At 40.7% G+C, this 23149-nt stretch carries 16 protein-coding genes; 11 read left to right on the top strand and 5 right to left on the bottom strand.

Annotated elements, in window-relative coordinates; all coding sequences use genetic code 11:
- The first annotated feature begins 4 nt into the window (after positions 1 to 4).
- The 10 genes from tamA to gyrB all read left to right on the top strand — a co-directional run bounded on the left by tamA (position 5) and on the right by gyrB (position 16824).
- The gene (gene tamA / locus ASU1_RS04930) at positions 5 to 1834 is read left to right on the top strand and encodes an autotransporter assembly complex protein TamA (protein ID WP_014991693.1); all 1830 of its coding nucleotides are present in this window, start codon (positions 5 to 7) and stop codon (positions 1832 to 1834) included.
- A 55-nt stretch (positions 1835 to 1889) separates the two neighbouring features.
- Positions 1890 to 5852 (top strand): autotransporter assembly complex protein TamB, encoded by a 3963-nt coding sequence (tamB, locus tag ASU1_RS04925; RefSeq protein ID WP_014991692.1) that lies wholly within the window; start codon positions 1890 to 1892, stop codon positions 5850 to 5852.
- A gap of 160 nt (positions 5853 to 6012) precedes the next feature.
- On the top strand, positions 6013 to 7755 hold the full coding sequence (gene cydD, locus ASU1_RS04920) for a heme ABC transporter permease/ATP-binding protein CydD (protein WP_039195161.1): 1743 nt from the start codon (positions 6013 to 6015) through the stop codon (positions 7753 to 7755).
- A 10-nt stretch (positions 7756 to 7765) separates the two neighbouring features.
- Positions 7766 to 9430: a heme ABC transporter ATP-binding protein/permease CydC gene (gene cydC / locus ASU1_RS04915; RefSeq protein WP_039195159.1), complete on the top strand. Its 1665-nt coding sequence runs from the start codon at positions 7766 to 7768 to the stop codon at positions 9428 to 9430.
- 8 nt (positions 9431 to 9438) lie between these two features.
- Complete coding sequence (locus ASU1_RS04910) at positions 9439 to 10248, top strand: glycosyltransferase family 8 protein (protein ID WP_014991689.1); 810 nt, start codon at positions 9439 to 9441, stop codon at positions 10246 to 10248.
- 137 nt (positions 10249 to 10385) lie between these two features.
- On the top strand, positions 10386 to 11018 hold the full coding sequence (gene hflD / locus ASU1_RS04905; protein WP_014991688.1) for a high frequency lysogenization protein HflD: 633 nt from the start codon (positions 10386 to 10388) through the stop codon (positions 11016 to 11018).
- A gap of 56 nt (positions 11019 to 11074) precedes the next feature.
- Positions 11075 to 12442: an adenylosuccinate lyase gene (purB, locus tag ASU1_RS04900; RefSeq protein WP_039195157.1), complete on the top strand. Its 1368-nt coding sequence runs from the start codon at positions 11075 to 11077 to the stop codon at positions 12440 to 12442.
- A 68-nt stretch (positions 12443 to 12510) separates the two neighbouring features.
- Positions 12511 to 13272, top strand: coding sequence for a DeoR/GlpR family transcriptional regulator (locus ASU1_RS04895; protein ID WP_014991686.1), 762 nt, complete (start codon positions 12511 to 12513; stop codon positions 13270 to 13272).
- Entirely contained in the window at positions 13272 to 14153 is an 882-nt protein-coding gene (gene ubiA / locus ASU1_RS04890) for a 4-hydroxybenzoate octaprenyltransferase (protein ID WP_014991685.1), read from the top strand. The genes ASU1_RS04895 and ubiA overlap by 1 nt, the downstream gene beginning before the upstream one ends.
- A gap of 238 nt (positions 14154 to 14391) precedes the next feature.
- Positions 14392 to 16824 (top strand): DNA topoisomerase (ATP-hydrolyzing) subunit B, encoded by a 2433-nt coding sequence (gyrB, locus tag ASU1_RS04885; RefSeq protein WP_014991684.1) that lies wholly within the window; start codon positions 14392 to 14394, stop codon positions 16822 to 16824.
- 105 nt (positions 16825 to 16929) lie between these two features.
- Here gyrB and ASU1_RS04880 read toward each other — a convergent pair whose 3' ends face one another.
- The 3 genes from ASU1_RS04880 to metX all read right to left on the bottom strand — a co-directional run bounded on the left by ASU1_RS04880 (position 16930) and on the right by metX (position 19843).
- Positions 16930 to 17532 carry a DedA family protein gene (locus ASU1_RS04880; protein ID WP_014991683.1) on the bottom strand — a complete coding sequence of 201 codons (603 nt, stop codon included), beginning with the start codon at positions 17530 to 17532 and terminating at the stop codon, positions 16930 to 16932.
- 25 nt (positions 17533 to 17557) lie between these two features.
- Entirely contained in the window at positions 17558 to 18568 is a 1011-nt protein-coding gene (purR, locus tag ASU1_RS04875) for an HTH-type transcriptional repressor PurR (protein ID WP_014991682.1), read from the bottom strand.
- A 204-nt stretch (positions 18569 to 18772) separates the two neighbouring features.
- Positions 18773 to 19843 carry a homoserine O-acetyltransferase MetX gene (metX, locus tag ASU1_RS04870; protein ID WP_014991681.1) on the bottom strand — a complete coding sequence of 357 codons (1071 nt, stop codon included), beginning with the start codon at positions 19841 to 19843 and terminating at the stop codon, positions 18773 to 18775.
- Between the two features lie 271 nt (positions 19844 to 20114).
- On the opposite strand from metX, the gene ASU1_RS04865 reads away from it, so the two are divergent.
- On the top strand, positions 20115 to 20822 hold the full coding sequence (locus ASU1_RS04865; protein ID WP_014991680.1) for a SanA/YdcF family protein: 708 nt from the start codon (positions 20115 to 20117) through the stop codon (positions 20820 to 20822).
- Positions 20823 to 20891: 69 nt separating this feature from the next.
- Here ASU1_RS04865 and ASU1_RS04860 read toward each other — a convergent pair whose 3' ends face one another.
- Together ASU1_RS04860 and ASU1_RS04855 are read right to left on the bottom strand one after the other, a co-directional pair.
- Positions 20892 to 21593 carry a LutC/YkgG family protein gene (locus tag ASU1_RS04860; RefSeq protein ID WP_014991679.1) on the bottom strand — a complete coding sequence of 234 codons (702 nt, stop codon included), beginning with the start codon at positions 21591 to 21593 and terminating at the stop codon, positions 20892 to 20894.
- A 138-nt stretch (positions 21594 to 21731) separates the two neighbouring features.
- On the bottom strand, positions 21732 to 23141 hold the full coding sequence (locus tag ASU1_RS04855; protein ID WP_014991678.1) for a LutB/LldF family L-lactate oxidation iron-sulfur protein: 1410 nt from the start codon (positions 23139 to 23141) through the stop codon (positions 21732 to 21734).
- Positions 23142 to 23149: the final 8 nt, after the last annotated feature.

The following is a 23149-nucleotide window of genomic DNA, read 5'->3' as shown; positions in this document are numbered from 1 at the left end:
CGACGTGAATTTTAAATTAGGTCTATTAACGACAAGCTGTTTGCTTGCTTTTACTCAATTTACTTTAGCAGAAACGACTGAGCTGCAAGTTTCTGAGGCTGATTCACCTGAAGAACAGTCTGCTGAGCATGCGGAGGCTTCGGAAAAAGCGGAAGCGTTAGTTGATCTTGAAGTAAAAGGTATTGAGAAAAAAGATAAAGATGCTTGGGCGAATGTGAAGGTATACCTCGGGCAAATTGCAAAGGAGTATGCGGATGGTTCCGAGCGACATCAATATCTGGTGCAAACTGCTGTTGATAAGGCCTTGAGAGCAAAAGGTTATTACAATACGCAATATCAATTTGTTCAAACGCCTCGTGCAGGTAAAAAACCTTTACTTACGTTAAATGTTGAACTTGATAGTCAAAAAGTAAAAATTGACGAAACGGATATTCGGATTATTGGCGAGGCAGGTAAAGATGAAGACTTTACGAAATTAGTTGAATCCGTACCGAAAAAAAACACGAATTTAGACCATGAACAATATGATGGCTTTAAAAGTAATATTGAAAGCTTAGCGTTTAAGAAAGGGTATTTTGACGGGCATTGGTTGTATCATCGTTTAGAAATTTATCCGAAAGAACATTCGGCGGATTGGCGTTTAGGTTATGACAGTGGTATTCGTTATCGTTATGGTGAAATTACGTTTACCGATAATCAAATTAAAGAAGAATATTTGCGTAATATCTTAAAAGTGAAGTCCGGTGAGCCTTATTATGCCAATGATCTTTCACAAATGACTTCGGATTACTCTTCAAGCGATTGGTTTACCTCGGTATTGGTTGAGCCTCATTTAAATGAAAAAGAGAAAGTAGTTGATTTAAATGTGCTATTTCAGCCTAAAAAGAAAAATGACGTGGAAGTCGGTATTGGTTTCGCAACCGATGTGGGGCCTCGTTTTCAGTTAAACTGGAAAAAGCCGTGGATTAATAGCCGTGGACACAGTATTGAATCTCGTACCTATATTTCCGCGCCGGAGCAACGCTTTGAATTCGGTTATAACATTCCGTTAAGAGAAGATCCGCTCCATTATTATTATCAGTTTTCAGGCGCATTAGAAAATGAAGATCAAAATGATACAAAGTCAACCGCTGCGACATTAGGTTTTCAGCGCTTTTGGACACATGAAACCGGCTGGTCTTTTTCTGCCGGAGTAAAAGCGCGTTACGACTCATTTACACAAGCGAATGAGTCTCATCGTACCCTGTTAGTTTATCCGACCGCGTCATTAAACCGTACCCGTTCGGATGGTAATCGTTTCCCACTTTGGGGCGATAGCCAAAAATTAACGGTTAACTGGGGGGCAAAAGCATTAGCTTCAGATGTGAATTTCTATAGCTGGAAAGCATCAAGTGCCTGGGTAAGAACTTATTTTGATCATCACCGTTTCTTCTTACGTGGCGAAGTCGGTCATATTCATTCAAAGGACTTCACTCGCATTCCTCCGACATTACGTTATTTTGCCGGTGGTGATATGAGTGTACGTGGATTCGGTTATAAGGATATTTCACCGAGAGATCCTAAAAACGGTAAGTTGCTCGGTGCATCCCACCTTGCTACCGCAACGGTTGAATATCAATACCAAGTTTATCCGGATTGGTGGGCTGCGCTATTTTATGATACGGGCTTAGCATCGAATAAATTTAAAGCAAAAGATCTGCATTCCGGTGCGGGGATTGGTGTACGTTGGGCTTCGCCAATCGGTGCAATCAAATTTGATTTAGCTACACCGGTAAGAGCACCAAATAATGACAAAGGTGTACAATTTTATATTGGTTTAGGTTCAGAATTATAATGATTTAAGCGGATAAATTTATCCGCTTTATTTGTATTGGATAAATGGGATTGCCATGAGTGAACAGCATAAGCAACAAATAGAAAGTGTTCAATCGGAACAACAAACACAAACAACCATTAAAAAGCGCAAATGGCATTGGTTCCATTATGTCGGTTGTGGTTTGTTATGCCTAATTTTAATTCCTATTGTGTTTTTAATGACGGGAAAAGGGCAACGAACCGCTTTTGAACTGGCAGATAAATTTCTCGAACCATTAACTATCGGCAGTGTAAGCGGTAGCCTGCAAGATGGATTAACTTTATCCGATGCTAAATTTGTAATGGATGGCGTGGATGTTTCTGTCGGACAAGCGGATTTACATATTGGCTTTGGTTGTTTATTGAATCGAGAAACCTGTATCGAAAATCTCGCATTAAAGGATACAACCGTTGTAGTGGATACTGCCAAATTACCCCCTTCTCAATCGGATAAGGAAAGCGAGCCTTTTACCGAATTGAATTTACCGTTAGGCATATCGGCTAAAAAGATTGCTTTAGACAATATCCAAGTCAAAGTCGATGAGATGGATATTGCCTTAACGCATTTCCATTCAGGCATTTCAGGTAAAGGCAGAATGGTGAATTTAGCGCCGACTGAATTGGACGGCTTAACTCTTTCACTTGCACCGGCAAGCGCGGAACAAGCGGTCGAAAAAGCACAAGAAATTGCAAAAAAATCAGCAAAACAGACCGCTTCTACCATTAACTGGACGGAAATTAAAGAGAAGTTAGCGCAGCCGTTATTGACTAAACAAGCACCGATTAAATTGCCTTTAGATGCGGCAATTCCACAATTGGAAGCCAAAAATATTCGTATTGAGCAGAAAGTTAAAGATAAAGATGGAAAATTTATTACACCTCAATCTATTGTGAAGGTGGAATCGCTTTTATTACAAGCCAAAGCGGATCAACAATCGGTCGAATTATCGCAATTATCACTTAAAAGTGATCGAGGCAATGTCAATGGCAGTGGCTTGTTAACACTCGCAGAAAATTATCCGCTTCAGTGGTCGGTAAATGCAAAATCACCTTTATTGGCGGATCTAAAAATTCCGGCAAGCCAAGTAAAAGCGGAGCTAAGAGGTGAATTGTTCGGTAAAACTTCTCTGGATATTCAAACAAGCGGTGCGGTGAAAGCAAATTTAAAGGGTGAAGTTCAGCTTGCCGAGCCGAAAACACCATTGAATCTGCATTTAACCAGTGATGCGATTTCTTATCCATTTATACCGGAAAAGGGTCAAGAACCGCTGAAATTAGAGCAAATTGATCTATCGCTTCGCGGTGATTTACTCAATTATCAGTTAGATACGCAAGTGAGTGCGGCAGGGATGGGCATTCCGGCAAGTCGTGCGCATTTAAAAGGACAGGGTGAACTGACTCAATTTAATATTGAGCAACTTGCGCTCAATGCTTTAGAAGGGAAAGCAAATCTAAACGGGAATGTAAATTGGGAAAACGGTGTTGCATGGGATGCGAAAACTGAGCTGAATACGCTCAATACCAAATCTCTTGCACCGGAATGGGCGGCAGTGCTTTCCGGTGGCTTGCAATCGAAAGGCTATGCGGGGCGGGGTGAAACCGGTTCAGATTGGCATGTTGAAGTTGCGAATTTAGATCTGAACGGTTCGCTGTTGCAAAAAAATTTACAACTTAAAGGTGAGATTAAATCAAATAGTCACACCTTATTAGATGTGCCTTCCGCAACGCTGATTTATGGCGAAAATAATATTGCGCTTAAGGGGATCTTAAGTGATAAATCGGATTTTTCTGCGCAAATTAATGCACCGAATTTAACCGGTTTATTACCTAAATTGGCGGCAAATATTCAAGGAAATGTGAAGTTGACCGGCAAAGTCGCTGAGCCTAACTTAGATCTGGATTTAACCGCTAAAAGCCTAAGTTATGATCAGCTCAATCTGCAAAACTTAATCGCAAAAGGTAAAGTAACCACGGAAAAAACAATTCAAGGTAATGTGGATATCAGCTTAGCACAATTAGTTTATGGTGATGTTAAAGTGGAAAATGCGAGCCTTGTGGCAAGTGGCAGCGAGGCTAACCATAGTTTAAAACTGAATGCGAAAGGCAATCCTATCGGTGCTAATTTGCAACTTTCTGGAAAATTTGACCGCTTGCAACAAGTTTGGCGAGGTCAATTAAGCCAAGTTGCGATTGATAGCAAAGAGTTCGGGTCGTTTAAAACTAACCAAGCAGTGAATATCAGTTACGATAACAAGCAAATTAATGCGAATGTTTCTGCTCATTGTTGGCACAATCCCAACGTTAATTTGTGTTTCCCACAGGCATTTAATGCTGGACAAGAAGGCAAAGTGCCATTTGAAATTAAGCAATTTGATTTAGCAGCAGTTCAGCAGTTTTTAGATAAAAATACGCAATTATCAGGTATTGTAAACGCAAAGGGTGATGCTGCTTGGTTTAAAAACAAACAACCGCAAGTGAATGTTGAGCTTGATTCAAAAGCATTAAAATTGGTGCAAAAATTAGAGGGCGGTAACAGTTTTCCATTAACGTTAGCACCGGTTAGCGTGAATGCGACTTTAGCGGATAATAATTTAAAGCTGAAAACTGATATTAAGGTAGAAAATAACGGTCGCCTTAGTACGGATTTAGTGATGAATGATGTGGCGAATGCTCGTAAGTTATCTGGTAATATTCAAATTGATCAATTGACGCTTAAGTTGATCAAACCGTTATTAAGTGGCGGTGAGTCGGTTGACGGTAATATCAATGCACGCCTTACAGTAGGTGGCGCAGTAACAGCTCCATTATTACACGGAACTTTAAATCTTACCGAATTGCGTGCTAAAGCGACAGCTATGCCGTTTGATGTTACCGGTGGTCAGTTAGCGCTGAATTTCCATGGCGCAACCTCAACGCTTGCCGGCCGTGTGCAAACTACGGAAAGCGAATTGCGTTTGGACGGTGATGCCGATTGGCGCCGTTTAGATGCGTGGAAAACCAGAGTACATGCGCAAGCGAACCGCTTCCGAGTGAATGTACCGAATATGGCAAAAGTGGAATTTAGCCCGAATATTGAAGTCACGGCAACGCCGAGAGAACTCATTCTAGGCGGTAATATTGATATTCCTTGGGCTCGAATTGCGGTTGAGTCATTGCCGGAAAGTGCGGTGAGTGTGAGCAGTGATGAAGTGATTATGGACGGTTCTGTAAAACAAAAAGTGCCGTTAGCTCAACGCCAAATTCCGCAAAAGACTGCAAGCGGTATGGCGATTAAGTCAAATATTAATATCAACATCGGTAATGATGTGAGTATTAATGCTTATGGTTTGAAAAGCCATATCAATGGCACAATTGCAGTACGTCAGGGTAAACAGGGATTAGGCTTACACGGGCAAGTAAACTTGAAAAACGGTCGCTATGCTTCGTTTGGACAGGATCTACTGATTCGTAAAGGGGTGATCAGCTTTGCGGGATTGCCGTCACAGCCTACGCTAAATATTGAAGCGATTCGTAACCCTGAAGCGATGGAAGACCCAAGTGTTACCGCAGGGGTAAAAGTAATTGGTTTAGCCGATAGCCCTGAAGTCAAAGTGTTTTCCGAACCGTCTATGTCGCAGAATGAAGCGCTTTCATACGTGCTAACCGGACGCTCGCTCGATAATAGCGGCGATACCGGCTCGAGTAACTCTATGGCAGCGGCATTAATCGGTATGAGTTTATCGAAAAGCAGTAAAACGGTTGGCGCAGTAGGTAGTACTTTTGGTCTAAATGATTTAAATGTGACAACAGCCGGTATTGGCGATAACACGAAAGTAGAAGTGAGTGCGAGTTTAACCCCTAAATTTAAAGTGAAATACGGGGTAGGTATTTTTGCGGCACTGACCGAGTTAACCCTACGCTATAATTTAGCGCCAAGGCTTTATTTGCAATGGGTTTCAAGCGTGAATCAAGCGGTGGATTTGATGTATCGCTTTGAATTCGATGAAATGTTTGAGTAATTTTCATCAAAAACTTGTAAGCAAGCGGTCTATTTTGTGAATTTTTTTGCAAAATAGACCGCTTATTTTTTCTATAAATTCTGCCCAATAGTGGCGGATAACGTGCTAAAATTCAATTTAATTCAAAGTGTTATCTAAATTAAACAGAAATTGATCAAACATGGAAAAACAACGACAAAAACAGTTGCAAAAATGGCTTCGAGGGCAGCAAAAAATCATCAAAAAATGGATGTACCTTAATGTTTTACTCGGTAGCTTAAGTGCTGTATTAATGATCGGGCAAATGGCATTGTTGGCAACGATGTTACATAAAATGATTATTGAGCATCAAAGCCCGCAAACTTTCTTATTTGAGCTTGGCTTATTACTTGCCTGTTTTAGCGGACGTGCATTGCTGATTTGGTTGCGTGAACGTACCGGGTTTAAGGCAGGACAAACATTGCGTTTACATTTACGTGAACAGATTATGGCGAAACTCGCTGAAATCGGGCCAATGAGTATGCAACAAAAGCCAGCGGGAAGTTGGGCGACATTAATGTTAGAGCAAGTGGAGAATTTACATAATTTCTACGCGCGTTATCTGCCGCAGCAATTTTTATCGTTGTTAGTACCGATGATTATTCTCTGTTTTGTGTTCCCAATTAACTGGGCAGCAGGGGCTATTTTATTTGCAACCTTACCGTTGTTACCGGTCTTTATGGCGTTAGCCGGCATTAAAGCGGTGGAAGCGAACCAACGCAATATTGGTGTGCTTTCTCGTATCAGCGGTCAGTTTTTAGATAAGCTAAGAGGCCTAGAAACGATTCGTTTATTTGGTCAAGCGGAAAAGCAAACCGAACAAATTTATCAAAGTACCGAAGAGTTTCGTTTAAGTACGATGGACGTACTGAAAATGGCATTTCTGTCTTCAGCAGTATTAGAGTTTTTTACTGCAATTTCTATTGCGGTTATGGCGGTTTATTTCGGTTTTATCTATTTAGGTGAATTGGATTTCGGCTATTACGGAACGGGTGTAAGTCTGTTTATTGGTTTCTTCTGTTTAATGTTAGCACCGGAATTTTATCAACCGCTGCGTGAGTTAGGCGTGTTTTATCATGATAAGGCAGCGGCAATCGGTGCGGCAGATGGGATAGAAGCCTTTTTAAATCAACAAGTAACGCAGGTGCAAACCGATTTGCAAAAAGATTTATCAAATCGCCCGCTTGCAATCATTGCGAAAGATTGTGTCATTCTTTCACCACAAGGTAAAGCGTTAACCAAACCGTTAAACTTTACCCTTGCTGCTCGCCAACATATCGCTTTGGTTGGACAAAGCGGTGCAGGCAAGACTTCGTTGATGAATATGCTATTAGGTTTCTTGCCTTATCAAGGTTCGGTCACAGTAAACGGAGTGGAATTGCATGAGCTCAATTTAGCGCAATATCGCCAAAAACTCGCATGGGTTGGGCAGAATCCGCAGTTGATTAAAGGATCGCTGAAAGAAAATATTTTATTGGGTAATCCGAATGCAACGGAAGCACAACTCGAACAAGCGTTAGCTTTATCAAAAGCGGATGAATTTGTTTACCGTTTAGGCTTAGACAGCCAAGTACAAGATGCGAATGCCGGAATTTCCGGCGGACAGGCACAGCGTATTGCAATTGCACGTGCATTATTACGAGATTATGAATTGCTTCTGTTAGATGAGCCGACCGCCAGTTTAGATATGCAATCGGAACAACAGGTATTGAACGCATTACAGCATTTGAGCCAAACACAAACCACATTGATGATCACACACCGTATTGAAGATCTTAAACAATGTGATGAAATTTGGGTGATGAAACAAGGTGAAATCGTGCAAAAAGGTTGCTTTGAAGCGGTCGAAAAAGAAGGTTATTTTGCAGAATTACAACAACACTAATGGGTGATACATGAAATCAATTTTTCCTTTTCTTTCTCTTTATCGTACCCATTGGGGGCATTTGCTACTAGGTATTGTGTTAGCTATTACCAGCTTAACCGCGAGCATTGGTTTATTAAGTTTATCCGGTTGGTTTTTATCGGCATCTTTTTTAGCCGGGTCAGCAGTTATCTTTAATTTCTTTTACCCGTCATCGGGGGTAAGAGGCTTGGCAATTGGACGTACCATTTCTCGTTATTTTGAACGTTTAGTCACCCATGATGCCACATTTCGCGTATTAGCAAATTTACGTGTTACTGTATTCCGTAAATTGATTCCGCTGAGCCCGAGCGGTTTAAATCGCTTTAGAAACAGCGAGTTACTCAATCGCTTGGTGGCGGATGTGGATACTTTGGATACGCTGTATTTAAATCTGATTTCGCCATTTGTCAGCGCTATTATGCTGATTGCATTTATGGGTATCGGTTTATCTTTTGTATCGCCGTTGCTTGCACTCATTATTTGTGGGGCGTTAACCGCTTTATTAATGATTTTCCCAGCCTTGTTTTACCGTTTAGGGCAAAAATCAGGGACAAAAGTGATTCAAGCTCGAGCAAACTATCGCAGCCAGTTTATTGAATGGATCCAAATGCACGCTGAGTTTTTATTGTTCGGAGTAGTGACTCAAGCAAGTAATAAACTGAATCAAACGGAAAAAGAGTGGCTAAATGCACAGAGTAAGGAAAGCCAGTTAACCGGTTTATCCAATGCTTTATTGAACTTTGCGAACGGTATATTGGTTTGTGTGGTGATTTATTTGGCTTCTACAGCAATTAATGTCCCTTCTGCCGATTATCCCGAAGCGTTAATTGCACTTGTGGTATTTTGTGTGATGGCGTCGGCAGAGATTTTAATGCCGATTGGCTTGGCATTTTTACATTTGGGGCAAGTGATCACCGCAGCGGAACGCTTAAATGAAATTACCGAGCAGCAACCACTGGTGAATTTCGGCAATAAAAACGATTGGCAAAAAACGGACCAAAATCGACCGCTTGTTAAATTCGAATCGGTGACCTTCGCTTATCCAAATCGTGTTGAGCCGGTGTTGCAGAATATTTCATTTGAGATCTTTGCTGGACAAAAAGTAGCGATTTTAGGTAAAACTGGTAGTGGTAAGAGTACGATTTTCCAACTGATTAATCGCAACTATGACCCGACAAGCGGTCAAATTTGGCTAAATTCTTGCAATATTGCCGATTATACAGAATCAAGCTTACGACAGCATATTGTGACACTCAGTCAGCGAGTTCATATTTTTAACAGCAGTTTACGTGATAACTTGTTACTTGGTAATAATCAAGCAACAGATCCGCAGTTAGTTAATGTGTTGGATCAAGTTGGATTAAGCTATTTATTAGATGAACAGGGTTTGGATTTATGGTTGGGTGAGGGCGGGCGTCCGCTTTCCGGTGGTGAACAACGCCGTTTAGGCTTAGCACGTTTATTAGTAAGCCAAGCGGAAATCGTGTTATTAGACGAACCGACCGAAGGACTGGATCGAGAAACCGAACAACAAATTTTGGCGCTTATTTTCACTCATTGCCAAAATCGAACGTTATTGATGATTACACACCGCCTACATGGCTTAGATAAATTTGATAAACTCTATCATATTGATAACGGGCGTTTCATTTAAGGTGAAATATGAATATTGTACTTGCAACGGACAGCAATTATTTAGTACATGCGGAGGTGACGATAAAATCACTGGTTGCCCATCACCAGAATATTAATATTTTTGTGCTGCATGCAGATCAGGTCTCGCATACTTGGGTAGAGCAATTAAATCAAATTGTGGGAGGGAGAGGAATTAAAGTCACACTGGCAAATGTTTCGGCAGAGATGTTACAAGCGTTTAAAGGCAATGACTATATTTCAAACAGTACCTATTTACGTTACTACATAGAACGCCTCTTTCCTTATGGAAACGGAAATAAGTGGTTATATTTGGATTCGGATGTGGTGGTTAACGGCTATCTAGGCGAGCCGTTTGAAATGGAAGCATTTTCGCAAAATATGCTGCTAGCTATACGAGATCCTTATGTGATGAACCTTGCAAGCCACCCATTTATGCAAGGTGATTATTTTAATGCAGGGGTTCTGTATATCAATGCAGAGCATTGGAAGGGGATGGAAGCTAAATTAATTGCTTTTACTCTCGAGCATCAATCGGCACTACGTTTTGGTGATCAAGACGTTTTAAATGCAGTAGTTGGTAAGCAATGGCAAGCGCTCCCTATGGCATATAATTACCAATGTATGCATATGTATAACCCCGCAATTGCTTATGGCGAGCCATTGATTTACCATTTTACCGGTGAAATAAAACCATGGCATGATGTACCGCAACTGTATTACCGTTCGATATATTGGCATTATTTTCAGCTTGATTGGCGTGAAGTAATGGCTCAACCGATCGGCTATTTTAAGGCGGAATTTGTGAAAATTACCTAGTATTTTTAACAAAAGGAAATCTTAGAGAGATTTCCTTTTTTGTTTTCAGCAAGATAAATTGTGCTTTGCCATTCAAAACAGATGTAAAAAATGTTATATTGAGAACCAATTTTGTTTGGTTTAAATAATTGTCTATTATGTCTACAAATTATCACGATATTACGCTCGCTTTCGCCGGTGTTTGCCAAGCGGTTAGCTTAGTTCAACAATTTGCCCACCGAGGCAGTGCGGATCGCGATGTTTTTAGCCATTCAATTAAAAGCCTACTCGTCACTCAGCCAGAATCCACATTAGCTGTATTTGGCGATCAACTTAGCCACTTAAAAACCGGTTTGGAAACAGCTCAAGCGCAAATGGGTAGTCCAAACGGTAAATTGGATACCGAAATTGGTCGTTATTGGATTAACGTCCTCGCCTTAAGTCAAAAGCTAAATAAAAATCCTGAAGCCAAAGCAAAATTGGCAGAGCGTTTACAGCAAATTGAACGTCAATTACCGCTCTATGAAAATGATATTATGGCGGATCAAATGATTGCGAATTTAGCGGCGATTTACAGCGATGTGATTAGCCCGCTCGGTTCAAAAATCCACGTATTAGGTTTACAAGACTACCTTGTGCGTCCTGATATTCAGCAAAAAATCAGAGCAAGTTTATTAGCCGGTATTCGTGCCGGTATCTTATGGCAACAAGTAGGCGGAACTCGCTGGCAATTCTTATTTTTCCGTAGAAAGATTCTTAATCAAGCACAACAGTTTTACAAAAGTATTTAAATAAGTTCTCCGTAATGGAGAACCTGTTCCGAACATTTATTTATTTGGAGAAAACAATGGAACTTACCGCTTTAACAGCATTATCCCCAATCGATGGTCGTTACCAAGACAAAGCTGCCGCATTACGTCCGATTTTTAGTGAATTCGGTTTACTAAAATTCCGTGTGACGGTAGAGGTTCGTTGGTTGCAAAAATTGGCTTCTCAGGCACAAATCAAAGAAGTTCCAGCTTTTTCTGAAAAAGCAAACGATTACTTAAATCAGATCGTCGCAAATTTCTCAATTGAAGATGCAAACCGCATCAAAACGATTGAACGTACCACTAACCACGACGTAAAAGCGGTGGAATATTTCTTAAAAGAAAAATGTGAAGCGTTACCTGAATTACAAGCAGTAAATGAATTTATTCATTTTGCTTGTACCTCGGAAGATATTAACAATACTTCACATGCATTAATGCTAAAAACGGCACGTGAAGAAGTATTATTGCCGGAATGGAAAAAAGTGATTGATGCGGTGGTGGAATTGGCAAAACGTTATCAACATATTCCGTTACTTTCTCGTACGCACGGTCAGCCGGCAAGCCCGACAACCATCGGTAAAGAGATGGCAAACGTAGCATATCGTCTCAAACGTCAATACAAACAACTCGAAAATTTAGAGATCTTAGCGAAAATCAATGGTGCGGTAGGTAACTATAATGCGCATTTATCGGCTTATCCTGATGTGGATTGGCATACGTTCAGCCAAGAGTTTGTAGAATCGCTAGGCGTAACTTGGAACCCGTACACCACGCAAATTGAACCGCATGATTACATTGCGGAATTCTTTGATTGTGTGGCGCGTTTTAATACGATTGTGATCGATTTTGACCGTGATATGTGGGGTTATATTGCGTTAAATCACTTCAAACAACGCACGATTGCCGGTGAAATCGGTTCATCAACCATGCCGCACAAAGTGAACCCGATCGACTTTGAAAACTCAGAAGGTAACTTAGGGTTAGCGAATGCAGTAATGAATCATTTAGGTCAAAAACTACCGATTTCTCGTTGGCAGCGTGACTTAACCGACTCAACCGTATTACGTAACTTAGGCGTGGGTTTAGGTTATTGCTTAATTGCTTATGCAGCAACCTTAAAAGGCGTAAGTAAATTAGAAGTTAACGAGCAGCATTTACGTGATGAGTTAAATCAAAACTGGGAAGTATTAGCAGAGCCGATTCAAACCGTAATGCGCCGTTATGGTATCGAAAAACCATACGAGAAACTCAAGGAATTAACTCGTGGTAAGCGTGTAGATGAAGCTGCAATGCGTGAGTTTATTGAGAAACTTGAGATTCCGGCAGAAGAAAAAGCCCGCTTAAAAGAAATGACGCCGGCAAGCTACATCGGTTATGCGGTAGAACTTGTTGAAAAATTGTAAGATTTGAGTTGAAAATGACCGCTTGTAAGCGGTCATTTTTTTAAAAAACTTTGCGGAGGAATAAGCAAATGAAACAATCTATTCGCCACAATAAAATTATTGAACTGGTTAATCAGTTAGGTTATGTCAGTACAGAAGAATTAGTTGCTCAGTTAAATGTCAGTTCCCAGACGATTCGCCGTGACTTAAATGAATTAGCCGAAAAGAATTTGATTCGTCGCCATCACGGTGGTGCCGGAATGCCATCTAACAGTGAAAACAGCGATTATACTGAACGTAAGCAGTTTTTCTCAGAACAAAAAAATGAAATTGCTCGTCACGTAGCAGCTATGATCCCGAACGGTGCTTCCTTATTTCTAGATATCGGTACTACCTCTGAGGCGGTTGCTTATGCGTTGTTGTCTCACCAGAATTTGCGCATTGTGACCAATAATCTGAATGCTGCGTATATTTTGATGCAGAAGGAAGATTTTCACATTACGGTAGCCGGTGGTAATTTACGGACTGATGGTGGTTTAATTGGTGAAGCAACGGTGAATTTTATTAGCCAATTCCGTTTAGATTTCGGCATTTTAGGCATTAGTGCGATTGATAGTGACGGTTCAATGCTCGATTATGACTATCACGAAGTGCAAGTGAAACGAGCATTAATGCAAAGTTCGCGCCAAGTGATTTTGGTAACCGATCATTCAAAATTCAGCCGCAGTGCAATTGTTCGCCTAGGCGATATTGCTGAAGTAAATTATTTGTTTACAGATTTGCCGTTACCGCTAGAATTACAACAACGATTAGTCTCAACCAAAGTGGCAGTACAAATCTGCGGTAATTAATGACAACTTTTTTTCAACAACATTTTTCTCGGAATAAATGGCTGGCATATGCGCAATTAATGCGTTTTGATAAGCCAATCGGTACATTGCTTTTACTTCACCCGACACTATGGGCATTATTTGCCGCAGCCGACGGTATTCCGCCTCTGTCCGTGTTAGTGATTTTTGTATTAGGCGTAATCGTTATGCGAGCGGCGGGCTGTGTGATTAATGATTATGCCGATCGTCATATTGACGGTGAAGTAAAACGTACTTCTCAGCGCCCGCTTGCTACCGGACGGGTGACGACAACGGAAGCAAAAATACTGTTTGTATTATTGTTGTGTATCGCTTTTGTTTTGGATTTATTACTTAACCGATATACTTTCTTATTGTCATTTGTTGCGGTAGTGTTAGCGATTATTTATCCGTTTATGAAACGCTTTACCCATTTACCGCAGGTGGTGTTGGGTATGGCGTTCGGTTGGGCGATTCCGATGGCGTATGGCGCAGTAAGTGAATCGCTGCCGTTGGAATGTTGGTTATTGTTTTTCGCCAATATTTTTTGGACGGTCGCTTATGATACGCAATATGCGATGGTTGATCGTGATGATGATCTTCGTATCGGAGTAAAATCCACGGCAATTTTATTTGCGCAATACGACAATAAAATCATTGCTTTATTGCAATTTATTGCGTTAGTGCTGTTAGTTGTTTTTGGCTGGATAAGTGAATATCACTGGGGCTATTTTATCGTACTTAGCTTGAGTGCTTGTTTATTTAGCTATCAGTGCTGGTTAACGAAGCATCGAGTAAGAGAGCAGTGCTTCAAAGCGTTCTTAAATAATCATTACTTCGGTTTAGGCGTATTTTTAGCGATTTTAGTCGGGATTTATGCCTAATGTAGTACTTATACAAGCGGTTAAATTTTCGGATCTTTTTACCAGAAAATTTAGCCGCTTTTATATTCATCAAGCGAATCCTTTCTTTCGCTAGGTTTACAAATTTTTCCCGCTTTTTAACCGCTTGTTTTCAATACTTTTCCGCATTTTTCTGCTATAATCTTCACAATTTTTTGGCTTTAAATTTTTTGATGAGAAATAGAGCCTTTTTCCATTTCATAAAGTATAGGAATAACGAATGTCTGAACAAAATCAAACAAATAGTTATGATTCTTCGAGCATTAAAGTCTTACGTGGCTTAGATGCGGTACGTAAACGTCCGGGTATGTATATCGGTGATACCGATGATGGTACAGGTTTACACCATATGGTGTTTGAGGTTGTAGATAATGCGATCGATGAAGCGTTAGCAGGACACTGTAAAGATATTATTGTAACCATTCATTCAGATAATTCGGTTTCTGTACAAGATGACGGACGTGGTATTCCGGTTGGTATTCACCCGGAAGAAGGTGTATCTGCAGCGGAAGTGATTATGACGGTATTGCACGCCGGCGGTAAATTTGACGATAACTCATATAAAGTATCGGGTGGTTTACATGGTGTGGGCGTATCGGTGGTAAATGCGCTTTCATCAAAATTACAGCTAACCATTCGCCGTGAAGGCCATGTTCACGAGCAATTTTATAGCTTAGGTGAGCCGGATGCGCCATTAACGATCATTGGTGATACCGACAAAACAGGTACGATGGTGCGTTTTTGGCCAAGCTTAGATATCTTCAAAAATAAAACCGAATTCGAATATAAAATTCTGTCAAAACGTTTACGTGAGCTTTCTTTCTTAAACTCAGGCGTGTCGATCCGTTTAGTGGATGAGCGTGACGGCAAAGAAGAACACTTCAAATATGAAGGCGGTATTAAAGCGTACGTTGAGTATTTAAACGAAGGTAAAACCCATATTCATAACACGCCGTTCTATCTTTCAACCGAGAAAGATGGCATCGGTGTTGAAGTGTCATTACAGTGGAACGACAGCTATAACGAAAATGTTTACTGCTTTACTAACAATATTCCGCAACGTGATGGCGGTACGCACTTAGCCGGTTTTCGTGGTGCATTAACCCGTGCGTTAAAAAACTATATGGATAACAGCGGTGTGGTGAAGAAAGCGGATGCGAATATTGATGCGTCAGGTGACGATGCTCGTGAAGGCTTGGTTGCAGTAATTTCGGTAAAAGTACCGGATCCGAAATTCTCATCACAAACGAAAGATAAATTAGTTTCATCGGAAGTGCGTGGCGCGGTTGAAAGTTCAATGAACGAAGCGTTAGCGGAGTACTTAGCGGAAAATCCGGACGATGCGAAAAATATCGTAACCAAAATTATTGATGCGGCGCGTGCGCGTGAAGCAGCGCGTAAAGCGCGTGAAATGACACGTCGTAAAGGTGCGTTGGATTTAGGTGGCTTACCGGGTAAATTAGCGGACTGCCAAGAAAAAGACCCAGCCTTATCAGAACTTTACTTAGTGGAGGGTGACTCTGCGGGTGGCTCGGCAAAACAAGGTCGTGATCGTAAAAACCAAGCGATTCTGCCGTTAAAAGGTAAAATCTTAAACGTTGAAAAAGCACGTTTCGACAAAATGCTGTCTTCACAAGAAGTGGCAACCTTGATTACGGCGTTAGGTACAGGTATTGGTCGTGATGATTACAATATTGAGAAATTACGTTATCACAAAATCATTATCATGACCGATGCGGACGTGGATGGTGCACATATTCGTACGTTATTATTAACCTTCTTCTACCGTCAAATGCCGGAATTAATTGAGAACGGTTATATTTATATCGCTCAGCCGCCACTTTATAAAGTGAAGAAAGGCAAACAAGAGCGTTATATTCAAGATAATGATGAAATGTCGCAATATGAGATTGATATTGCGTTAGAAGGCGCAGGTTTATTTGTGAGTGAAGGTGCGCCAGCGTTAAGCGGTGTAGCACTTGAAAGCCTCATTTCACAATATAATGGCGTGCAAAAATTATTTGATCGCTTAAGCCGCCGTTATCCGGTTGCGTTATTAAACGAATTGATTTATAGCCCGGCGCTTTCGGCTGAATTTGCAAAAGATCAGGCAAAAGTGACCGCTTGGAATGAGCAGTTTGTGGCGAAGTTAATGGAAAAAGAAACCGGCGGTAGTTTCTATCGTACTGAAGTGTTCTTTAATAGCGAGCGTCAAGTGTATGAGCCGGAAATTGTGGTAACGACTCACGGTATGGACACGACTTATCGTCTTGATTTTAACTTTATCAGCAGTAACGAATACGCAAAAATTACTGCATTAGGCAACGAGTTAAATGACTTATTATCGCCAAGTGCTTATGTAATGCGTGGCGAACGCCGTCAAGAAGTGAGCAGCTTTGCTGAAGCATTAGATTGGTTAGTACGTGAATCACGTAAAGGTTTAACTATTCAACGCTATAAAGGATTAGGTGAGATGAATCCGGAACAATTATGGGAAACCACAATGGATCCGGTGGCACGTAAGATGTTACAAGTAAATATCACCGATGCGATTGCAGCAGACAAATTGTTTAGCACCTTAATGGGCGATGAAGTCGAACCTCGTCGTGACTTTATCGAAAGCAATGCATTATATGCTCAGTTAGATATTTAATTTGTAAATAAACTAAATCAAACCCCAAAGTTTTTGCTTTGGGGTTTCTTTTTGCAAATTCTAAGCAAAAAAAGACCGCTTGTAAGCGGTCTTTTCTAAATCAAATTAAGCTTGTTTCTTTTTACGACCTTTATGCCACTTCCAACCTACATAGATTGCAATCACGCCTAAGCCTGCAAAAATAATATGTTGGCCATTTTTAATCTGTTCGTGTAGCCAATCAAGATTTTGGGCGCCGTAATCACCTAAGTAAACCCAAATCGGCACTGAAATAATTGCCGCACAGAAGTCAACCAGCACAAAACGAGTAAAACTCACACGACGAGTAATACCTGATACCAGATAAACTACCGCACGTAACCCCGGTAAGAAACGAGCAAGAAACAACAGGCGATTGCCTTGTTTTTCAAAACGTTCCTGTACCATTTGATAACGTTCTTCGGTGACAATATTACGAATTAATGGAAATTGACGAATTTTTTCACCATAAATACGTCCTAACCAATACATCGTACTATCACCAACCAGTACGCCTAGCATACTGACAACCAGCATCCAATGTACATTGGTATAACCTAAACCTGAAATAACGCCGCCGGAGACTAAGGTTATATCCTCCGGAATCGGCACACCAAATCCGCACGCAAGGAGAACTAAAAATACAGCCCAGTAACCGTAGCTACTGAAAAAGCTAATTAAAAATTCCATGCATACAACTCCTTTTTAATTGATTTTATTTATTTAAATTACGAACAGAACGACGTAAAACTAATTCCGGATGGAATTCGATAGTTTGTGGCTGATATTGTGATTTATCTGCTTTAATTCGTTCCAACAATAAGTTTAATGCTTTTACGCCTAAACGAGATTTTGATTGGTGAATCGTTGTCAGCGGCGGTGAATAGAAACGTGACGAATGAATATTATCATAGCCGATAATAGACATATCGTGTGGCACGGTGAGACCTTTTTCACTTAACGCAGAGATTGCACCAAGTGCAATTGTATCACTAAAGCAGAAAACTGCGGTTGGCAATTTATCTAAACGAAGCAAGTTATTCATTTGCTCAAAGCCGCCTTCAGGTTCGAAATCACCTTCAAGTACCCATTCTTGGCGAATCGGTAAGTTTGCTTCTTGCATTGCTTTTACAAAACCTTCATAACGCTCTTTAGCGGTAGTCTTGGTGAGTTGGCCGGCAATCACACCAATCTCGGTATGACCGTTTTCAATTAAATGACGAGTCGCAAGGTAACCGCCTTCAAAGCTGTTATCTAAAATAACACCACTTTTCTCATCGGTTTTACCCCAGTCCATAACTACCATTGGAATATTTGTGCCGTTAAATAGCTCAAGTGAGTCACGGGTATATTCCGAACACATAACTAATACGCCATCCACACGTTTTTTGATTAACATATCCAAATGGTTTTGGATTTTTTCCGGCTCATTTTGTGTATTACATAAGAACAGCGAATAGCCTTGTTGATAGCAGTAATCTTCTACCGCTAGCACAATTTCAGCAAAATAAGGCGCTTCACTGGTGGTGATAATCATCCCGATGGATTTAGTAGTATTCACTTTTAAGCTGCGGGCAACTGCACTTGGAGAATAGTTTAACTGTTGAACAGCATCCCAAACTGCTTTACTGGTATCTTCTGCTACAAAACGGGTTTTATTAATTACGTGAGAGACAGTCGTTGTCGATACACCCGCTAATTTAGCAACATCTTTAATGGTAGCCATAATCGTTTCTCTTAGAATAAAAATAGTGACTATTATAGCTAAATTTATACGTAAATAGCTAAAAATCGGCAACTAAATATGTAAAAAATCAGCATATTTAGTTAAAGCAATGTAGAGGCAGAGACTGAAGTAGTGATATGAAATTAAAGAGGGATAGAGAAATCCCTCTATAAGATAGGATAACGAAAGGCGTTTGAATTATTTTTAGCCGGCTAATCCTTTTTTGAGCATCGGTTCAAAGAACGCATAATCCACTAAAAAAGCATCATGCCCAAAGTTCGAGTGGAATTCGTAATAATTCACTTGTACACCGGCATTCTCAAGACGTTGTTTACTTTTATGCAGATCAATCTGCTTAAACAGTTGATCGCTGGTAACACCGACTAACGTATATTTTGCTTTAATGCGCTGTAGCGCTTCTTGTTCATTTGCATAACCGAGAGCAGGGTCATATAAATCCAATGCTCGTAATAAGCGTAAATAACTATTCGCATCAAAGCGGTCTAAAAATTTTACCCCTTGATAACTCAAATAAGACTCGACTTGGAAGTAGTCGCCCCAAATTTCGCTTTGTTGCTTGGTTTCTCGTCCAAATGCTCGGGCAAGCTGTACATCGGTACGATAAGTTAACATTCCAAGCATTCGTGCGATTTTCAAACCGTTATCCGGCGGCAAACCTTCATAGTAGTCCCCATTGTTAAAGTTGGGATCATTGATGATCGCTTGGCGCATCACATGATTAAAGCCAATGGCTTCTGCACTGAAAGTAAGTGAAGAACAAAGGTTAATAATATTATCGACCGAGTCTGGATATGTAATGCCCCATTGTGTTGCTTGCATTCCGCCGAATGAGCCGCCGACAACCGCATGCAAATGGGAAATACCTAACGCATCTAACAAAGCTTTTTGTACTTGAACGATATCTTGTACCGTAATTACCGGAAATAGGCTACCGTAAGGCTTATTGGTTTGTGGGTTAATCGACGAAGGCCCGGTTGTCCCTTTACAACCGCCTAATACGTTTGAACAGATAAAGAAATAACGATCCGTATCAAAGGCTAAACCGGCACCGATAAAATCTTGCCACCAGCCTTGTTCCGGCACATTTTTATAAGGCTCCGCATCACCGGTTAAGGCATGACAAAGCAATACGGCATTGCTTTTGTCTGCATTCAGCTTTCCATAAGTCTGATAAGCAACCTCAATAGGTGATAATTCACCGCCAAGTGCGAGAGTTAAGGGCGAATCTTGAAAGAGAGTAATGCTATGAGCCATTGATATTCCTAAGGTTTGCAAATTACGGTAGAAATCCGACCGCTTGTCATTATTGTATTTAGACGTCTAAACGTCTCTAATATGCGTAAGGTAGCGATAGGCAAGCTATTTGTCAAGGAATTTTAGACGTCTAAACGTCTAGAATTCTGGGTGAGGTTATACTTGCAATTTTAACTTGCTAGGTTATGCTAATAACTTGAACATTTGTTTGAAAAATTTGTCTGCTTTCAGACGAATATATTAATTGGCTTTAGCATTGAATAGACAGAAAATGGAATTAACCCAGCAACATACAGCAAAAGAGATCGTAAAAACGCCTTTCTATAAAAGGTGTGGGCGCTTTTTTGCAAAGAGTATGGTATGTGCAGCTTGGGTCAGCGTGATTTTGACATTATTCGTATTGGTAATTGATGGTGCCACTGGCATTTATGTAAAAGATCGCATTTATACCGATATTGATAAATTACCTAAATACAATGATGCGGTCGTGTTAGGCACATCAAAATATTATGCTAAAGGTTCACCTAATTTATACTATAAATATCGCTTAGAAGCGGCGATGTCATTACTAAAACATGGCAAAGTAAGCCATTTGTTGGTGAGCGGTGATAATAAAACACCTTACTATAATGAACCTAAAGTGATGCAAAATGATTTACGTCGAATGGGAGCACGGAAGGAACAAATTAAGCAAGATTTTGCTGGTTATCGAACGTTAGATTCCATTGTAAGAGCGCGCGAAGTGTATAAGCTAGAACCGTTTGTTATTGTCACTCAACAATTCCATTGTGAAAGGGCGTTATTTATTGCGAAATATCACCATATTGATGCGGTGTGCTTTGCGGCTAAATATCCAGAAGGACATATAAAAGTACGGATTAGAGAGTTTTTTGCGCGTTTAGGTATGCTTTGGGATTTTCTTATGGATACCAAACCCGAAACGCTCGAGCAAGTTGCTTCTCGAGAAATTAAGTCTTAGTATGACAAGAACTAAAAAATAAGCGGTCTAATTTTGCAAAAAAATTGCAGAAATAGACCGCTTGTTTATTTATGCTAAGTCATCAATGACCACATAGATTTTTGACACAGGGCCGTGAACCCCCACTACTTTGATTAACTCAATATCAGCGGTTGCACTTGGACCTGAAATAATATTCACGCAAGAAGGCATACGTTCGCCGGCTTGCGCTTTTTGACGTAGCAGTTGCGCCAGTTGTGCTACACGTGGTAACACGGCACTTTTACGTACCACCACGATAGAGGTTGTAGGTAAAAGACTGGTTGAACGGCCGTTATCTTTGCTAGCAAATAGCACGATACCGCCGGATTCCGCTAAGCCGTATTCGCCATGTACGATACCGATATTCGCTTTTTCTGCGTGAGAAATATTCGCTTCACGGTTGGTAAAATCCCACACATAGCTATCAAATTTAGCTTTCACCGCTTCGGTAATGCCTAAGCTTTCTAAGCGAGTATCATTATTTAACACGATGCTTCCGCCACCGTATTTTTCACAAACGTCTAATACTGCTTGTGCTACGTCCGCTTCTTTCGTTTCAACCACATCCACTAATAACACCTTAGCGAAATTCATAAACTCATCACAAAGCTCTTGTTGAGAAAGATGGGTTAAACGGGTTGTAGGGTGATCGTTTACTGGCGTATCCATTTGATCCGGAACGAGTTTACGTTCTCTGCCCATACGCTGCGCCAATCTATTTAAAAAGTTTTCACGATTTTGTAAGTCCATTGCTCTGTCCTGTGTTGACCACGTTAGCTATTATAGGAAGAACAAGCGGTGTAATTTTGCTAATTTTTTACAAATTTTTGGTTGAAAATGACCGCTTGTTTACCTAGTTACGTGCTATTTTATGTGGTGTAATTTAAATTATTTACGATTTGCAAACCATTCACGGAAACTTTCGCCTTCAGCACTCGGTAAATCACGTGCTTTGGTCCATTCCGCTAACGCGCCAAAATTGACCGGTGCTTTACCGTTTCGGATAAATTTACCAGCAACTTTAGCACCGATTTTCACGCCCATATTCCAAATGCCCGGATTTGAGTTGGCAAAAGTGAAACCTTTAATTGAAAGACGCTCTGTAAGTGGTGTTAAGCCGGCATCGGCAATTTTCTCACGATGTTTGAGAATTAATTGTGCTAAAGGAATTTTCACCGGACATACACTGTTACACGCAGTACATAATGAACAAGCGTAAGGTAATTCTTTAAACTCATCGTATCCGCCTAAAAGTGGTGAAATAACCGCACCGATTGGGCCCGGATAGATAGAACCGTAGCCGTGACCACCGATTTGGCGGTAAGCCGGACAAGTATTTAAACACGCACCACAACGGATACAGCGTAAAACTTCTTGGAATTCGCTTTCTAAGATTTTTGAACGACCGTTATCTACAATAACAAGGTGGAAATCTTCCGGTCCATCCGTTTCGCCTTCAAGACGAGGGCCGGTTAACCACGTATTATATGCGGTGAGTTTTGCGCCTACCGCACTACGGCAAAGCATTGTCATTAGCACATCTACTTCTTTGAAGGTTGGTGCTAAACGTTCCATCCCCATTACTGCAATATGCGTTTTGGGTAAGGTTGTCGCTAAACGTAAGTTACCTTCATTGGTGACTAAACAAACAGAACCGGTTTCCGGTACGGCAAAGTTACAACCTGAGATACCAATGTCAGCTTCTAGGAAATCTTTACGTAATGTTTTACGCACAAAAGCGTTCATCTCTTCCGGTTGCTCGGTGCCTTCGTAACCTAATACTTCATGTAATTCTTTACGGATACGGTGACGATCTTTGTGGATCGCAGGCACAACGATATGTGAAGGTTTGTCACCTACGATTTGTAATAAATATTCACCTAAGTCGGTTTCAACCACTTTCATGCCTTCCGCTTCTAACACGTGGTTTAAGCCGATTTCTTCGGTTACCATTGATTTTGATTTAACGATAGTTTTCGCTTTTTTCTCAAGCGCAACTTTGCGGATATACTCACTTGCTTCTTCCGCTGTTTCTGCGAAGAATACTTTACCGCCGTTTTGTGTTACTTTTTCACTTAATTGATATAAATAAGCGTCTAGGTTCGCAAGCACGTGATTACGGAATTGTTTTGAAAGATCACGCCATTCTTCCCAATGACCTAATTCATCCACCATTTTTTGGCGGTTTGCGCCGATTGTTTCTTGTGCTTTCACAACCGCTTTACGCATTACTTCATTATGTACTTGTTGTTCAACACGTTGTTTAAACGGGAGTGTACTTGTTTGTAAATGTGACATTGGTAATT

It is taken from the genome of Actinobacillus suis ATCC 33415, assembly GCF_000739435.1.
GTDB lineage: Bacteria > Pseudomonadota > Gammaproteobacteria > Enterobacterales > Pasteurellaceae > Actinobacillus > Actinobacillus suis.
The sequence above is the reverse complement of the archived record's forward strand: the minus strand, read 5'-3'. Positions and strand labels throughout refer to the sequence as shown.

Excerpts from the sequence above, each read along its gene's own strand:
- cydC (WP_039195159.1), top strand. The coding sequence starts at position 7,766 with ATGAAATCAATTTTTCCTTTTCTTTCTCTTTATCGTACCCATTGGGGG.
- metX (WP_014991681.1), bottom strand. The coding sequence starts at position 19,843 with ATGGCTCATAGCATTACTCTCTTTCAAGATTCGCCCTTAACTCTCGCA.
- cydD (WP_039195161.1), top strand. The coding sequence starts at position 6,013 with ATGGAAAAACAACGACAAAAACAGTTGCAAAAATGGCTTCGAGGGCAG.
- gyrB (WP_014991684.1), top strand. The coding sequence starts at position 14,392 with ATGTCTGAACAAAATCAAACAAATAGTTATGATTCTTCGAGCATTAAA.
- purB (WP_039195157.1), top strand. The coding sequence starts at position 11,075 with ATGGAACTTACCGCTTTAACAGCATTATCCCCAATCGATGGTCGTTAC.
- ASU1_RS04880 (WP_014991683.1), bottom strand. The coding sequence starts at position 17,532 with ATGGAATTTTTAATTAGCTTTTTCAGTAGCTACGGTTACTGGGCTGTA.
- ASU1_RS04860 (WP_014991679.1), bottom strand. The coding sequence starts at position 21,593 with ATGGACTTACAAAATCGTGAAAACTTTTTAAATAGATTGGCGCAGCGT.
- ASU1_RS04855 (WP_014991678.1), bottom strand. The coding sequence starts at position 23,141 with ATGTCACATTTACAAACAAGTACACTCCCGTTTAAACAACGTGTTGAA.
- ASU1_RS04865 (WP_014991680.1), top strand. The coding sequence starts at position 20,115 with ATGGAATTAACCCAGCAACATACAGCAAAAGAGATCGTAAAAACGCCT.
- ubiA (WP_014991685.1), top strand. The coding sequence starts at position 13,272 with ATGACAACTTTTTTTCAACAACATTTTTCTCGGAATAAATGGCTGGCA.
- tamB (WP_014991692.1), top strand. The coding sequence starts at position 1,890 with ATGAGTGAACAGCATAAGCAACAAATAGAAAGTGTTCAATCGGAACAA.
- purR (WP_014991682.1), bottom strand. The coding sequence starts at position 18,568 with ATGGCTACCATTAAAGATGTTGCTAAATTAGCGGGTGTATCGACAACG.
- hflD (WP_014991688.1), top strand. The coding sequence starts at position 10,386 with ATGTCTACAAATTATCACGATATTACGCTCGCTTTCGCCGGTGTTTGC.
- ASU1_RS04895 (WP_014991686.1), top strand. The coding sequence starts at position 12,511 with ATGAAACAATCTATTCGCCACAATAAAATTATTGAACTGGTTAATCAG.
- ASU1_RS04910 (WP_014991689.1), top strand. The coding sequence starts at position 9,439 with ATGAATATTGTACTTGCAACGGACAGCAATTATTTAGTACATGCGGAG.